The sequence below is a fragment of the Pseudomonas sp. JV241A genome, assembly GCF_900275665.1.
Taxonomy (GTDB): Bacteria; Pseudomonadota; Gammaproteobacteria; order Pseudomonadales; family Pseudomonadaceae; genus Aquipseudomonas; species Aquipseudomonas wadenswilerensis.
Window position 1 is genome coordinate 375,219 of sequence record NZ_OPYO01000033.1, and the last position, 17,195, is coordinate 392,413.

Annotated in this window: 6 protein-coding genes; 3 read left to right on the forward strand and 3 right to left on the reverse strand. The window is 63.7% G+C overall.

Annotated features, from left to right (window positions below):
• The first annotated feature begins 3 nt into the window (after positions 1–3).
• Positions 4–9,135: a DUF4347 domain-containing protein gene (locus JV241A_RS23355; protein WP_134064683.1), complete on the forward strand. Its 9,132-nt coding sequence runs from the start codon at positions 4–6 to the stop codon at positions 9,133–9,135.
• Positions 9,136–9,187: 52 nt separating this feature from the next.
• Positions 9,188–10,663, forward strand: a complete 1,476-nt coding sequence (locus JV241A_RS23360; RefSeq protein ID WP_134064685.1) for a TolC family protein — start codon at positions 9,188–9,190, stop codon at positions 10,661–10,663.
• A gap of 84 nt (positions 10,664–10,747) precedes the next feature.
• Here JV241A_RS23360 and JV241A_RS23365 read toward each other — a convergent pair whose 3' ends face one another.
• Positions 10,748–14,092: a P-loop NTPase fold protein gene (locus JV241A_RS23365; protein WP_166675739.1), complete on the reverse strand. Its 3,345-nt coding sequence runs from the start codon at positions 14,090–14,092 to the stop codon at positions 10,748–10,750.
• 399 nt (positions 14,093–14,491) lie between these two features.
• Complete coding sequence (locus JV241A_RS23370; protein WP_115086652.1) at positions 14,492–15,106, reverse strand: response regulator transcription factor; 615 nt, start codon at positions 15,104–15,106, stop codon at positions 14,492–14,494.
• 115 nt (positions 15,107–15,221) lie between these two features.
• On the opposite strand from JV241A_RS23370, the gene JV241A_RS23375 reads away from it, so the two are divergent.
• Positions 15,222–16,838, forward strand: a complete 1,617-nt coding sequence (locus JV241A_RS23375; protein WP_115086651.1) for a hybrid sensor histidine kinase/response regulator — start codon at positions 15,222–15,224, stop codon at positions 16,836–16,838.
• Positions 16,839–16,845: 7 nt separating this feature from the next.
• Here the strand turns inward: JV241A_RS23375 and JV241A_RS23380 are convergent, their stop codons facing one another.
• Positions 16,846–17,163: a hypothetical protein gene (locus JV241A_RS23380; RefSeq protein WP_134064689.1), complete on the reverse strand. Its 318-nt coding sequence runs from the start codon at positions 17,161–17,163 to the stop codon at positions 16,846–16,848.
• Positions 17,164–17,195: the final 32 nt, after the last annotated feature.

Genomic DNA, 17,195 nt, shown 5'->3' on the forward strand with positions numbered 1-17,195 from the left:
GGCATGAAGTTCATCGAGCGATTCAAGCGTCAGGCGGCGCAGCAATCCACGCCACTTGCGGGCAGCGGCCAGGCACCATTGCTGTTCGCCCTGGAGCCGCGGATCATGTTCGATGCCTCCGTGGCGGTCGTTGCCCAGGAGGCCGTGGCCGAGGCGACAGCCGAGCCGGCCAAGGACAGCGCTTCTGCCGAGCACAACGCACAGGCTGCGCCGGCCTCCGCCGACATTGGCAGCCAACAGGCCGGACAACGCCACGAAGTGGTGTTCGTCGATGGCCAGGTCAAGGACTCGCAACAGTTAATCAACGGCCTGCCTGCCGGCACCGAGGTGGTAATCCTCGACCCGAGCAAGGACGGCCTGCAACAGATGGCCGACTACCTGAAAGGGCGCGACGGCCTGGATACCATCCACCTGCTGTCCCACGGGGCATCGGGCACCGTACAGCTCGGCAATGTCTGGCTCGACAGCAGCAACCTGGCCGAGCACAGCGCAGTCCTGCAAGGCATCGGCTCGGCGCTCAAGGCCGATGGCGACCTGATGCTGTATGGCTGTCGCGTCGGCAAGGACAGCGCCGGCCAGGCGTTCGTCGATCAGCTGGCGGCGTTGACCGGCGCCGATATCGCGGCCTCCGTCGATGACACCGGGGCCCAGGCCCTGGGCGGCAACTGGACCCTGGAGCGCAGCAGCGGGGTGCTGCAAAGCGCCTCCCTGGGCACCCAGTTGAGCGGCTACCAGAGCCTGCTGGCCACCAGCTTCAGCTCCGGTTCTACCGCTACCTTTCCGGCGCCGCTGTTCGGTGTGCGTACCGTGGCGGGCGATTTTGACGGTGATGGCGATGCCGACATCCTCTACCAGACCGGCGGCAACGGTACGGCCTGGCAGTATGCGCGCAGCAACGGCGACGGCACCTTTACCCTCCTGACCCAGGCCGCCTCGCCCTTTGCCGGCCTGAGCCTGGGCGACACTGCGGGTAACAACGTGTTCGCCGAGGACTTTGACGGCGATGGCGATATCGACCTGCTGGTCGGGGTGAACGGCGGCCAAGGCAACTACTTTCGCAACGACGGTGGCAGTTTCAGCAGCCAATCGAACGCCACCTTTCCGTCGCTGAGTTTCGCCGTGCGCATGGTAGTGGGCGACTACGACAACGACGGCGACGCCGACATCCTCTACCAGACCGGCGGCAATGGCTCGGTGTGGCAGTATGCGCTCAACAATGGCAACGCTACCTTCACCCTCATGGCCCAGGCCGCTTCGCCGTTTGCCGGCCTGAGCTTCGCCGACCACAACAGCAACGCCTACCGGGTCGGCGATTTCGACGGTGACGGTGATCTGGACATCCTCACCGGGGTCAACGGCGCCACCGGCAACTACTACCGCAACGACGGCGGCAGCTTCAGCAGCCAGTCGAGCGCCACCTTCCCGGCACCGGTCTTTGGTGCGCGCCTGGTGGTGGGCGACTTCGACAGCGACGGCGATACCGACATCCTCTACCAGACCGGCGGCAACGGCACGGCCTGGCAGTATGCGCGCAGCAATGGCGACGGCACGTTCAGCATCATGGCCCAGGCCGCTTCGCCGTTTGCCGGCGTGAGCCTGACCGACACCAGCGGCACCAACTACCGGGTCGCCGATTTCGACGGCGACGGTGACGTCGACCTGTATGCCGGGATCAACACCTCCACCGGCACCTACGTCATTCAGAACGACCGGCCGCCCATCGTGGTCAGCTCCACCCCGAGCGACAACGGGGTGAACGTTTCGCCCACGGCCAACATCGTGCTGACCTTCAACGAAAGTGTGGTCAAGGGCAGCGGCAACCTCTATATCGTGCGCACCTCCGACAACGCCATTGTCGAAACCATTGCAGTCGGCAGTGGGCAGATCACCGGTTCCGGCTCGACCTGGACCATCGACCCGTCGATCACCCTGGCGATGGGGACCGGCTACGCCATTCGCTTCGACAGCAAGACCTTCGCCGACCTCGATGGCGCGATTTTCAAGGGCATCAAGAACAACACCACGCTGAACTTCACCACCCTCAGCAATGCCGTGCCGGTGGTCGGCAACCTTAATGGCGATTCGGTCGGTTTCAACGAAGGCGGCACTGCGGTGCTGATCGATGCTGGTAGCAATGCCACCCTCAGCGATGCCGATTCGGCGGACTTCAACGGCGGCAATGTCACCGTAGCGATCGTCGCCAACGGCGTGGCGGGGGAGGACGTGCTCAGTGTCCGCGACCAGGGCCTGGGGGCCGGCCAGATCGGCGTATCGGGCAGCAACATCACCTATGCCGGCGTGACCATCGGCACCTGGGCCGGCGGCACCGGGGGCAACAACCTGGTCATCAGCCTCAACGCCAGCGCGACGCCCGCCAGCGTCGAAGCGCTGCTGCGCAACCTGACCTACAGCAACAGCAATACCGGCGATATCGCCAGCGCCAGCCGGACCGTGCGCGTCACCGTCAACGATGGCGACGGCGGTACCAGCAGCAACGCCAACGTCACCGTCGCCATCACCGCGATCAACGATGCGCCGACGGTAGTGGCGACGCCGAACAACCCGACCTTTACCGAGGGCGGTGGCGCGGCGGACCTGTTCAGCGGCGTCACCGTCAGTGCGCTGGAGGCGGGGCAGAATATCGACCAGTTGATCCTCACGGTCGGCAACCTGGGCAATGGCAGCGACGAGTTGCTGGTGGTCGACGGCACCACCATTGTCCTGCTCAACGGCACGACCGGCACCACCGCCAGCAATAGCATGAGCTACCTGGTGAACATTACCGGCAGCACCGCTACCGTGACCCTGAGCAAGGTTGGCGGTATCACCACGGCGGCGACTCAGACCCTGGTCGACGGCCTGGCCTACCGCAACAGCAGCCAGGCCCCTGACACCACCAGCCGGGTGGTGACCCTGACCAGCATCCGCGACACCGGCGGCACCAGCAATGGCGGCGTCGACACCCAGGTGCTGGCGATCGCCAGCACAGTGACGGTGGTGGCGGTCAACGATGCGCCGACGCTGTCCGGCGGGCCGAACGCACTGCCTGGCACCGACGAGAACACAACGACCTCCGGCGTGCTGGTCTCGACCATCCTCGGCGGGCTGACCTATGCAGATGACGATGCCGGTGCGCTGTCCGGGATTGCCCTGACCGGCAGTAGCGGCAACGGCACCTGGCAGTACTCCACCGATGGCCTGACCTGGAACGCGGTGGGCGCAGTCGCGGGCAATGCCGCCTTGCTGCTGTCGAGCAGCAGCTACCTGCGCTATGTGCCCGACCAGGGCAATGGCGAGAACGTCAGCCTGTCGTTCCGCGCCTGGGACCGGAGCAGCGGCACGGCGTCGACCAACAGCACCCGCAATACCGCCGACACCAGCAGCAATGGTGGCAGCCTCGCGTTTTCCAGCGGTATCGCCCAGGCCACGCTGAGCGTCACCGCACTCAACGATGCACCGGTGCTGACCCCGGCCGCACCGTCGCTCACGCCGTTGAGCGACGGTGCGATCAACAACGCCGGGCAGACGGTTGCCAGCGTGGTCGGGGCCAGCATCAGCGATGTCGACAGCGGCGCGCTGCAGGGTATCGCCATCACCGGGCTCACCAGCGGCAACGGCACCTGGCAGTACAGCCTCGACGGCAGCACCTGGAACGCCATCGGTAGCGTGGCAGCCAACAGCGCACTGCTGTTGCGGGCCACCGACAAGGTTCGTTTCGTCCCGGACGGTGCCAATGGCACCACGGCCACCCTGACCTACCGGGCCTGGGACCAGTCCGGCCTGACGGCAGGGCAGCAGGGCACCAAGGTGGACACCGCGCTGTCCGGCGGTACCGGCGCCTTTTCGGTCGCCAGCGACACGGCCAGTGTGACCGTCACCGCAGTCAACGATGCCCCGCAGGTCACCACCAGCGGCGGCACCACCGCGTTCAGCGAAGGCAATAATGTCGTCTCGACCCCGGTGGTCATCGACAGCGGGTTGACGCTGGCGGATTCCGACAACGCCACCCTGGCCAGCGCCACGGTAAGCATCACCGGCAACCTGCAGACCGCCGAGGACCGCCTGGCGTTTAGCAACAACCCGGCGACCATGGGCAATATCTCCGCCAGCTACAACGTTGCCACCGGCGAGCTGACCCTGACCTCGGCAGGGGCCTCGGCCACGCTGGCGCAATGGCAGGCGGCGCTGCGCGCGGTGAACTACACCAACCTGTCCGACGCGCCAAGCACCGCTAACCGTACGGTCAGCTTCCAGATCAACGACGGCAGCCTGGACAGCACCGTGGCGACCAAGACGGTCAGCGTCACGGCGATCAATGACGCGCCGCAGGTCAGCGCGCCGGTGACCCTTGCGGTCACCGAAGACACGGTGACCGCCGTCACCGGCATCAGCTTCAGCGATGCCGATTCAAGCACGGCCACGGTAACCTTCTCGGTGGGTTCCGGTACCTTGTCGGCCACCAGTGGCGGCGGGGTGGTGGTCGGTGGCACGGGCTCGGCCCGTACCCTGACCGGCACTATCGCCAATATCAACAGCTTCATTGCCGGCAGCAACCTGAGCTTCACCACCGCCAGCAACGCCACTGCCAATGTGACCCTGATGGTGAGCATCGACAGCGCCAGCAGCGCCACGGCCTCGACCATCACGACCTTGCAGGTCACGGCGGTCAACGACGCACCGAGTATCAGCGCGCCGGGCAGCATTGCCGTGAACGAGGACCAGCCTGGCGCCATCACCGGCATCAGCTTTACCGACGTCGACGCCGGCAGCGGCGCGGTCACGGTCGTCCTCTCGGTGCCCAGTGGCAGCCTGAACGCAACCAGCGGCAGCGGTGTTACGGTGAGCGGTTCCGGCACCGGCAGCCTGACCCTGGTGGGCGGCCTGGCCGATATCAACGCCTTCATCGCCGCCAGCCAGGTGAGTTTCCTCACCGCCGCCAACTCGGTCGCCAACGTCACCCTGACGGTGGCCATCGACGACGGCGGCAACACCGGCATCGACCCCGGCAACTCCGGTACCGGTACCTCCGAGGCGAGTAGCACCACGCTGACCCTGGCGGTGACGGCAATCAACGATGCGCCGTTCAACTCGGTACCAGGCACCCAGTCCTTCGCCCAGGACAGCGTGCTGGTGTTCAATGCCGGTAACGGCAACCTGATCAGCATCAGTGACGTGGATGCCGGCAGCAGTGCGCTGCAGGTCACGCTTGTGGCCAACAACGGGCTGATCACGCTCTCCGGGATTGCCGGCCTGATCTTCACCACCGGTGACGGGTCAGCCGATGCGACGATGATCTTCACCGGTAGCCTGGCCAGCATCAATGCCGCGCTCAACGGCCTGAGCTTCAGCCCAACCCCGGGCTTCAACGGCCCGGCGTCATTGCAGATCATCAGCAACGACCAGGGCTTTAACGGTAGCGGCGGCGCGCAGATCGACACCGACACCATCAACCTGAACGTGAACCCGCTCAATCCGTTGGTGAGCAACGTCCAGGTCAGCAACCCCAATGGCGGCTACAAGGTGGGCGACGTCATCAATGTGACCGTCACCTTCGACCAGACGGTGGTTGTCGATACCACGGGCGGCGCGCCGAGCCTGTTGCTGGAAACCGGCCTGGTCGACCGCCTGGCGTCCTATGTTTCGGGCTCCGGCAGCAACACCCTGACCTTCAGTTATGTAGTCCAGGCCGGCGACCTGAGCGCCGACCTGGATTACACCTCCACCGGCGCGTTGAGCCTCAACGGCGCGACGATCAAAAGCGTGCATAGCGACGATGCGGTGCTGACCCTGCCCACCGTGGGTGGCGCCAACTCCATCGGCGGCCAGGACAGCATCGTCATCGATGGCGTGGCGCCGACAGTCACCAGTGTCGGCGTGCCGGCCAATGGCAGCTATGTCGCCGGCCAACACCTGGATTTCACCGTCAATTTCAGCGAGAACATGCTGGTCGACACCAGCGGCGGTACGCCACGCCTGGCGATCACCCTGGATACCGGCGGCACGGTCTACGCCAACTACCTGTCCGGTTCCGGTACCGGCGCCCTGGTGTTCCGCCTGACCGTCGCCAGCGGGCAACTGGACAGCAACGGTATCAGCGTGGCCGGTGCCATCGACAGCAACGGCGGGGCCTTGCGTGACAGCGTCGGCAACACTGCAGTGCCCACGCTCAACGGCGTGGGCAGCACCAGCGGCGTATTGGTCGATGCCATCGTGCCAAGCGTGGCCACGGTCGCGGTGCCGGCCGCCGGCGCGTATAACAGTGGCGACGTGCTGAGCTTTACGGTCAATACCAGTGAAGCGGTGAGCGTCGATACCAGCGGGGGGACGCCACGCTTGCTGCTCGACATTGGTGGCGTGACCCGTTATGCAACCTATGTGTCAGGCTCCGGCAGCGGCGCGTTGCTGTTCCAGTACACCGTGCAGGCCGGCGACAACGACAGCAACGGTATCAGCGTGGCGGGCAGCCTGGACCTGAACGGCGCAACCGTGGGCGATGCGGCGGCCAACCCGCTGACGCTGACGCTCAACAACCTGGGCAGTACAGCCTCGGTGCTGGTCGATACCGTTGTCCCGCAAGCCACCGGCATCGTGCGCGTCGATGCCAGCCCGAGCGCTGCCGATTCGGTGCGCTACACGGTGACGTTCGACGAAAACGTCAGCGGCGTGGATGTCGCCGATTTCACCCTGGTGTTGACCGGCAGCGCTGCCGCTAGCATCGCCAGTGTTACCCAGGTCGATGGCCATACCTACACGGTACTGGTCAACGGCCTGAGCGGGGCGGGCAGCGTGCGCCTGGACCTCAATGGCAGCGCTACCGGCATTGCCGATGCCGCCGGCAACGGCCTGAGCGGTGGCCTGGCTGGCGCTGTCTACAGCATTGACCGGGTCGCGCCGAGCATCACCCATGTCGATGTACCCGGTAATGGCAGCTACGTTGCCGGACAGAACCTGGACTTCACCGTCCACCTCGACGAAACCGTGGTGGTCGATACGACGGGGGGCACACCGCGTATTGCCGTAACCCTGGATACCGGCGGCACCGTCTATGCCAATTATGTGTCGGGCTCGGGCAGCACCGCCCTGGTGTTCCGCCTGACCGTCGCCAGCGGGCAACTGGACAGCAATGGCATTAGCGTCGCCGGCACTCTCCAGCTCAACGGCGCCACTCTGCGCGACGGGCTTGGCAACGATGCCGGTACCCCCCTCAATGGCCTGCCCAGCACCAGCGGGGTGTTGGTCGATGCCATCGTGCCGAGCGTGGCCACGGTCGCGGTGCCGGCCGCCGGCGCGTACAACAGCGGTGATGTGCTGAGTTTCACGGTCAATACCAGTGAAGCGGTGATCGTCGATACTTCCGCCGGCACGCCACGGCTGCTGCTGAACATCGGCGGGGTAACCCGGCACGCGACCTATGTGTCAGGCTCCGGCACTGGCGCGCTGCTGTTCCAGTACACCGTGCAGGCGGGCAATAACGACGCCAACGGCATTGGCGTGGCGGGCACCCTGGACCTGAACGGCGGGGCCGTGCGCGACGGGGCGGGCAACAGCCTGAATCTTTCGCTCAACAACCTGGGCAGCACCTCGTCGGTGCGGGTGGATACCGTGGCGCCGCAGGTGGCCGATATCGTGCGGGTCGACGTCAGCCCCGTCGCCAGCAGTTCGGTTCGTTACACCGTGACCTTCGATGAAAGCGTCAGCGGCGTCGACAACCCCGACTTCGAACTGATGTTCAGCGGCACGGCCAGCGGGCATATCGCCAGCGTGACCCAACTCAACGGCCGCACCTACACCGTACTGGTCGACGGCCTCACCGGGGTCGGTACGCTGCGCCTTGATCTCAAAGACAGCGGCACCGCTATCGTCGACCTCGCCGGCAACGACCTCAGCGGTGGCCTGCAAGGCAGTGTCTATAGCATCGATCGGGTAGCCCCCTCGGTGACGGCGGTGGAGGTTCCGGCCAGCGGCACCTATGTCGCCGGTCAGTCCCTGGATTTCACCGTGCACCTGGACGAAGCCGTGCTGGTCGATACCGCTGACGGGCTGCCGCGCCTGGCTATCAACCTGGGCAACGGCAAGGTCGCCTATGCCGATTATCTCTCCGGCTCCGGCAGCACGGCATTGGTGTTCCGCATGACCGTCAGCAGCGGCCAACAGGGCAACAACGGCATCAGTGTCGGCTCGCTCATCGAGCTCAACGGCGGCAGCCTGCGCGATGCGCTTGGCAATGACCTCAAGGCTGAACTCAACAACATCGGCAGTACCGGTGCGGTGCTGATTGACGCGCGGGCGCCGCGGCCAAGCACGATCACCCTCGATGGCCCTTCGCCGACGGCGGAACAGACCCTGAGCTTCACCCTGACCTTCGACGAAGCGGTCAGCGGCGTGGACGCCGGCGATTTCAGTGTGGCCAGCACCGGCAGTGCCAGCGGTAGCGTGCAGTCGCTGGTGCAAGTCGATGCCCGCACCTACCGCATCAGTGTGGCCAATATCAGCGGCCAGGGCAGCCTTGGCCTGCGCCTGAATGCGCTGGGAAGCGGCATTCAGGACCAGGCCGGCAACGCCTTGGCGGTGTCGCTGACCGGCCCGGCCTATGTCATCAATGCGCAGGATGCCGGCGACCCGGAGTACCGGATCAAGGTCCCCGAGCCGAGCACCGTGCCTCCGAGCACCTTGGCGCAACCACAAGTACCGCTGCTGCCAACGCAGCCGACGACCTCACCCTTGTTGCCGACGCCGTTGTTCGAGGTGCGCACGCTGGGCAGCGGAATCGCCCCGTTGGGTAGCCTCTTCATACACAACGGCGCCAGCGCACCGAGCTTCATCGCCCAGGTATTTGCCAGCAGCAACAATCCTGGCGAGGGCACGGGCACCGGGTTCCTGGGTTTTGGCGGTGGCGATGGCGGGGTGTTTGGCAGTAGCAGCTTCTCGGATATTTTCACCCGGCAAATACCGTCAGAGGCGACCGAGTTGAGCGTTTTCGATGGCAAGCAGTGGCGCGGCGGCGAAGGCCGCGGTGCCCCCGGGGCACCGACCCTGGGCCAGCAGCTGCAGGCAATGAACGAGGCTGACCAGCGTCCTGTACGCGAGTTGGCCCTGGCCCTGGCGCAACCGACACAGATCGGACCGCGGGCATGATGTACGGCACCAACACTTTCAAGATCAAGCCGTACCAGGGGGCGGCCCAAGGATGAAAAAAAACCACAAGTTGCTCGGGGTCAGCGTCTTGGCATTAGCTATCAGCGGCTGTGCAGTCACCAGCCAGCCCATCGACCGACAGGTCAGTGAGGACCGGGCACGCACCGATCTCAGCGCCATGTTCAAGGACCAGGAACCGCTGCGGGGGCCGTTGACCTTGCATCAGGCGATGGCCCGGGCAGTGAAATACAACCTTGAGGCGCGACTGAAAGTCATGGAAGAAGCGCTGGCCAAGCGCCAGGTCGACCTGGCGAGCTTCGATATGCTGCCGCGCATGGCACTGGAAGCCGGTTATGCCGGGCGTAACAATGTCAGTGCATCCAGCAGCCAGAGTGTGCGAACCGGCACCCAGTCCCTGGAACCCTCGACCTCCCAGGACCGCGATCGTGAGGTGGCCGACCTGACCATGGTCTGGAACGTCCTCGACTTCGGCGTCAGTTATGTCAGCGCCAAGCAGCAGGCCGACCAGCGCCTGATCCTTCAGGAGCGTCGGCGCAAGGTCATCCATACCATCACCCAGGATGTACGCTCGGCCTACTGGCGCGCGGTAGCGGCGCAGCGTCTGCTGTCGCAGATCGACAGCCTCATGGGCCGCATCGCCGAGGCGCGCAACAACAGCCAGCACATGAGCGAGCAGCGCCTGGGCGATCCGGTGCAGGTGCTCAGCTATCAGCGTGCGCTGATCGAAGCGACGCGCCAGCTGGAAGAGCAGCGCCGCGCCTTGTCGCTGGCCAAGACCGAACTGGCGGCCTTGATCAACCTGCCGTTGAACGCCGATTTCAGCCTGGCGCCGCAGGACGGCTATGCGCTGCCGCAGTTCACAGGCGATTTCGCCAAGCTTGAGCAGCAGGCCCTGGCCAGCCGGCCGGAACTGCGCGAGCAGGATTACCAGGCACGCATCAGCGCGGCAGAAACCCGCAAGGCCATGCTGCGCTTGCTGCCGGGGCTGGAGTTTTCCGCCGGCGGGCATTACGACAGCAACTCCTTCCTGGTCAATCAGAGCTGGGCGGACTACGGCGTCAAGGTCACCTGGAACCTGTTCAACGTGCTCTCGGCACCGGCTGCGATCAAGGTTGCCAAGGCCGGTGAGGATGTAGCGGCAGCCCGTCGCCAGGCAATGTCGATGGCGGTGCTGGCGCAACTGTATGTGGCCAATGCCAACTTCAACGAGGCGACCCGGCAGTTCCGTACCAGCGAAGAGCTGGCAAGCCTGGACGGGCAGATTGCCGAGCAACTGCGCAACCGCTATCAGACGCAGAATATCGGTGAGCTGGAACTGATCCAGGGCGAGCTCAACAACCTGCAGACCCAGCTCAAGCGCGACCTGGCCTATGCCGAACTGCGCAATGCCCACGCGCAGCTGTTCGTCAGCGCCGGGACCGATCTGCTGCCCGAGACCCTGCCGGACAACCGCCTCGACACCATTGCCGGGGCATTGCAGAGCAGCGAGTCGCGCTGGGTGCGTTGATGGCTGGGGGAGGGCCTCACCAGGTCGAACACTGGCGTTCGATCTGGCCCTGCCCATGAGGCCGACATTCGTTGGAAAAAGCTATCAAGAAGGAATGCGCACTCCAGCCAATGATTGGGCAAAACGCTGTATCTCCTCCTCAGAGGGCGGCCAGGTGACCCCCAGGCCTGGCGCACAGTAGGCCTTGATCGACAACTTGGCCAGCTCGGCGAGTTCACTCTCGGGGAGATGGTCTTTGGCGCAGTTCTTCCAGTCGCTACCGAACACCTCATAGAGCGCGCCCAGGGCCACGATCCGGTGTTCAGCAATACTGGCTTCGGCCGCCGAAGATTCGGATGCTACTGTCAGCCCTAGCCACTCCCTTAGACGCCTTGGCAGTATGTCCCAACCGGACTGATCGAATCGCTGGGCCTGCTGCAGCATCGCCAGGTAACGCAAGCGATTGGCAAAACGCTTGAGCGCTCGAGGTGTTCTGCGATGCTTCTGGACCAAGGGTGACCATGCCACCAGAGACGCTTTGAACGCTGGTGAGTCCTGCACCCTGTACAGAGTGCGGCGCAAGCGCCAAAGCGCATAGGTCAAACCCGTGGTAACCAGCAGCACGATGATCGATACGACCGTAAAGGCGATATCGTTACGCGTATCCAACGCTTCGTTCGGCGGGAAGGGGTTGGCTGTGACGGCGCTGTCAAGATTGGTTTCAGGCGGTGCGGAGCTGCCTTGTTTCTTGTCGTCGGGTACGCTGGCAGGGGGTGTCGCAGCTGTTTTGTTTGTCGTGGTTTCGTAAGCTTGCGCCGAGGCAAGCGGGAGTTGATAGTGCTGGCCTGAATGCCATGCATAGCCGAGCGCAGCAGCACACAAAACCGCAGTGACTGCAATTTTCAGCCGTTTGAAAAGAGCCGTCTGTGGTGTTGAGTCGTCTGCGGTTTCTTCCAGCAAGGAGTGCGGTTTGTCGCTGGGCGTATCCGGCACAGCGATCTCCAGATTGATCAGCTTTTCCAGGTAGTCACGGGCGTATTTGCGTCGCCGCATACGCTCCAGTTCGGCTTTTGCCTCAGCCGTGAGCGGCGCTTGGCTGGAGGTGTCGAGTTCGGTCATTTCCTGGGCGATCTTTTCAAAGGACAACGCCAGTGCCGCCTGTACCCGGTTGGTGGCCATGCCAAAGATGACAAAGCATTTACCTGATGACACCAGGAAATTGACGGCCTCCATTACCTCCAGAACAGCCTCTGCGCGACAACGGTCCAGGTCATCGATCACCACCACCAGGCGCCCAGGCAAACACTGGGTGACCTCCTCGAACTCCTTGGCGAACCGTGAGCGGAAGCTGGTCAGGGCATTCGCTTCCTTGAGTCGAAACTGCTCTACCGAGTTGGACAGCAACACGGCCGGATCCGCGCCGAAGGCGGTTAGCGTCTTGCGCAAGGCAACGAACGCTGTGACCAGCCCTGCCAGTTTCGCGGCCAGTGGACCCAGATTCAGCGATCCGAGAAACGCCAGCGTGATCCCATCTTCCTTGGTCGCCGAGGCTTTATCGAGCAGTGTCCAAAGCGACTGCCATTGACCTGCCTCGTGAGCCGACAGGTAGGCTCCCAACCAGACCCCGGACAGTGCCAACAGACTGGCCACGAACCAATGCCTTTTCGTGCGTAGTACAAGCAGTCGCCAGCGGAATATCCACCCGCTCGGTTCGAAAAAGGAAGGCAGCGACTGCTCGCGCACGGCACTGAGCAATGCGGCGAGCAACTGCTCATCTTTCTGGTGGTGCCAGGCGTTGAACCATACCGGGCGGCAGCCGTTATTGCGCAAGTCTTTGCAAATCAACGTCATCAGGCTGCTCTTGCCGGTACCCCAGTCGCCGGAAACAGCGAGCGTCAGCGGCGGCTCCGTGGCCTCGTTGCGCAGAAAACGCGAAATGCCTTTGGCCAGTGGGCCGAAGCGCAAGCGGTCTTGGCAGAAGTCTTGAGTTGGCGCATCCGATGCAGCCATGGTGGCGACGCCTTCCTCCACGGGGGGGCGCCTGGTTTGGAATGCACGCATCCACATCCAGGCGATCAGCGGCAGCAAGGCCCAGAACCACGGCGCAGGGGAGCGGGAGTATTGAATCGGAGTGGGCACGATTGCCCAGGTTTTACCGCCGTCCCGGGTGCGCGTGAGGGCAGGGTGCAGGCCGACGGCCCAGCCGTTGTTGGCGTCACTGAACCACATGGCCAAGCGCGTGGAGCGTGCCGGCGAGTAGCTTTTTTGCACCGCGCCGTTGACGCTTGCAACCATCTGGCCGTCCTCGCCCGCCATCCAGCCAAAGCCGTTGCCAGTGCTGTAGGTCGCGGTTGCAGTTATCTCGACATCAGGCGTGGGCTGCAAGCGCCAGGTACTGCCGCAATCGTTGGACACCATCGTCCCGTCCTTTGCTTTGGGAGGGGCCTTCAAGCCGTCTGGAGAGAACGTCATGGTGTGCAGGTCCGCAGGCTTGTCCCTGGCAACACTTGTCCACGTCAAGCCGCCGTCTGCGGTAGACAAGGACGCCCCCTCGTCATTGGTGATCCTGCCACGCAGTCCATCCGCTTGAAAGTAGACGCAGCGTAGCCCTGGCAGTTGGGGTTGTGGTTCTATCAAGCGCCAGGAGCGCCCTAGATCCGTGCTCGACAGCAATTCCCCATTCTCCGTGACCATCCATCCGTGGCCATTTTCGAGGAACATGATCGAAGTCACCGTGGAGTGAATGTCGGTGACCGCCGTCGGCAGCCAGTGCTCACCCGCGTCGGTGGTTCGCAGCAACACGCCAGCGTAGCCGGCCGCCCAGCCGCGTTTGCCATCGGCCAGGAATGTTATGGCGAAGAGGCTGCCAGGCAATGCGCTGGCTTGAACCTTCCAGGTTTTCCCGCAGTCCTCGCTGGTGACGATGCTGCCAAAGTCGCCAATGGCCCATGCGTGTTTGCAGTCGGTAGGCACTGGAGAAACCACCAGCCCCCACAGACTATCGTGGGCGGTTTGCGAGGCGTCCTTGCTTGGAGACCTTTCTATCTGTGTTCCGGGTGGCATGCCTTGGGGCCAGCGGGGTGAACGATTGTTAAAGTACGGCGATGGTGACGGGAGCTGCGGAGGGCCTATCGGAATTCCAGATGAACGAGTATCTGGTGTCCAGGCGCCGCTGTCAGGGCGCATCTCATAGACCGAACCCGAGAATGTGACGGCGCCACCTTGCTTTCCATCATCGGAGATCCACGCGTATGTCAGGTTCTCGGTCAACCCGCTGACCTGGCTGCGCCAATGCCTGCCGCTATCGTCAGAGAACAGGGCGGCGCCGCTGTCGCCAACAGCCAGAAGGTATTGCCCATTTGCGGAGGCCGCGATGGAGTTGAGTTTGCGGGCAGGTTGCCATAGCCGTAACTCACCATTCGCCTCGCGGGGGTACAGCAGTCGTTCCATCCAGCTTCGCTCGGAAACGGGGGTGGCCGGGTAAGGGTAGGGTGGTTGCCAGTGAGCCAAGACGCCGGCTGCAACGGTCATTACAATCGCTAGCAGCCCCCAGCTCAGGTTGAATTTGAGCGGTGGTGAAGTGGAGGTCGATTCAGGCGTAATCCTGGATGATTGACTGGAGTCCATGTTCGCCGTCTCGATGTCAGACCATGGTGATGTCCCAAGGTGTGGAAAAAACGGACGGCTGCGCTTCCCACCTGCCGCAGCGGGCGGCTTTATCAATATAGTCGGTGGGCGGATGTTCACGCTTGCTGGCGATAAAAAAATGTTGGGCATTCACAGTGCGACAGCAGACGAAATCCTGACGAGCCTGGGCTTCAGTAGTGCAATCGCGGGGCGAGCCGGCCCCTATGGGGTGACCGAATACTTCACCGCTGCCGCCGCCCGCGACGGCACGTTGAGGGTGCGCAGCAACGACGACACATGAATACGCACGGTAAACGGCGAGATATCCAGCTCGCGGGCGATTTCCTTGTTGGTCTTGCCCTGGGCGATCAGGCGCAACACCTCTTGCTGGCGCGCGGTCAGGGCGGCGGCGACGGCACTGGTATCGAGCGGCAGTAGCCCGGACGGGGCAAAACGTACCAGCACTTCGCCTTCGCGAATGGCCAGGATGGCTTCACCGATCTGGTCGGGGGCGATGTTCTTGCCGATAAAGCCGTCGATGCCGGCGGCCATCACCTCACCGATCAACTCTTCGTCATCGACCATCGACACCACGATCAAGGTGGTGCGCCGCAGCTGCTGGCGCAGCTCGACCAACTGGCTGATGCAGGTAAGCCCGGGGAAGCGCAGGTCGAGGATCAGGGTGTCTGGTGCTTCGCCGGTGGCGACCAGGCCCAGTACGCTGTCCATGTCGCCAGCCTCTTCGAGATCGGCATCGGGCAACAGGCGCTGGACAGTACGCACCATCGCTTCGCGAAACAGCGGGTGGTCGTCAGCTATGATGATCCGGCATGCCATGTCGAGTGCCTCCCTGGGCCTGGCGTTCCTTACAGGCGTGCTACTTTACCACCGGGCACGGACGCTGCCCGGTGTACGTACTGGATATGACGACTGTCGCACAAGGATGTTCCCGATGAAGTTCGAGAAAAACACCGAGCTCGACCAGGCCAACCTGCGGATCATTGTTGCCGGCCTTGCCATGGTCTATATCAGCGTGTTGGGTTTTCTGCCCGGGCAGCAGGTCAACGCTTACCTGCCGATCATGATCTACATCGTCCTGTTCCTGCTGCTGTCGATCGTCCTGCGCCAGGTCATCGTGCGCTGGCCGGGCGTGTATCCGGCGCGGCGCATCTTCAGCATGGTCCAGGACTACACCGGCACCTGTTTCGGCCTGGTGGTGGGCGGCGAGGCGGCGCTGCCGCTGTACGCGGTGATGGTCTGGGTCAACCTGGGCAACGGCATGCGCTACGGCTCGCGCTACCTGGCGATCGCCACCGCACTGGCATTGTTGGCGCTGCTGTGCGTCTATCGGCTGACACCCTACTGGCAGGCGCAGCCGTTCATGGTGCTGATGCTGATGATCACCAGCACGGTCATCCCCATGTATGCGCACCTGTTGCTCGAACGCACGCGCAAGGCCTCCGAAGAGGCTACCGCGGCCAACCTGGAAAAATCGCGCTTTCTGGCCCAGGCCAGTCACGACCTGCGCCAGCCCATTCACTCCATCGGGCTGTTTACCGCCTGCCTGCGCGAAGCACGCCTGGGCGAGGAGGAGCGGCGCCTGGTCGACAACATCGACCGCTCGCTGCACAACGTCTCGCAACTGTTTCGCTCGATTCTCGACCTCTACACCCTCGACAGCGGCCGCCTGCAGCCACGCTTGCAGCGCATACAGCTGGGCGAGTTTCTTCACGACCTGCTGCGCCAGAACGCCGAAGCGGCCCGCTGGGCCGGGGTTGAACTGCGCCTGCGCGCTGGCGAACACTGGGTACAGGTAGACCCGGCGCTGCTGGCCACCATGGTCCAGAACGTGCTGTCCAATTGCTTCAAGTACGCGCCGCAGCGGCCGGTACTGATCGGCGTGCGCAAGCGTGGGGAAGGGCTGGCCATTGTCATTCATGACCAGGGCCGCGGCATTGAAGCCGACGAATTGCCGAAGGTTTTCGAAGAGTTCTACCGCGTGCGTCAGTTGCGCGACAAAGACGTCGAAGGCGTGGGCCTGGGCCTGTCGATTGTCAGGCGCCTGGGGCGGATGATGGGCATGGAAGTGGCGATACGTTCGCGGGTCGGCCATGGTACGGCCGTGAGCCTGCAGGGACTGCGCAAGATTGAGCCACCCAAGCAGCAGATCTACCGTGAAGAGCCGAGCCAGGTCGGCTTGTTGACCGGTCTGAAAGTGTGCCTGGTGGAGGACGATCGCAACGTGCTGCTGGCCACCAAGGCCTTGCTTGAGCGCTGGGGCTGTGAAGTGCAGGCCGAACTGAGCGGCAAGGACCTGGCCAGCGACTGCGACATCATCGTCGCCGACTATGACCTGGGCAACCACGCCACCGGTATCGAGTGCATCGACCGCTTGCGTGCGCAACGGGGCAGGGCCGTGCCGGCGCTGATTCTCACCGGGCACGAAGTGGAGAAGATCCAGGCGGCCCTGCACGACCGCCAGATCGCCATTCTGTCCAAGCCGGTGCGCCCGGCGGAGTTACGTGCCACCCTGCGGGCATTGCGTGAGGCCTCGACAGTGTCGGTTTAGTTCAGGATCAGTAGCGCTGCAGCGGATTCTGCGGCCGGCCACTGTTCTTGTTGTAGCAATGCGCGCTCATGCCCATACCCATGGAGGCGATCCCGATCATGACGCCGCTTGGCAGCTCGCAGTTGTAGTCACCCGAAGCGGTGCTGGCGATGTAATAGGTGGAGCTATGGTCGCTGCGCACGTTGGAAATCTTGGTCACCGGCTCGCCGATGGTGGTCTGCGCAGTGGACTTGAGACGGTCTTCGTTGGGCTTCATGGTCTGGCAACCGGCAAGGGCGACCAGCAGGGCGCTGAGCAGGGTGATCTTGGTGAATGCTGGTTTCATGGTGCATCTTCCTTGGTGTTGTTCTGTTTTAC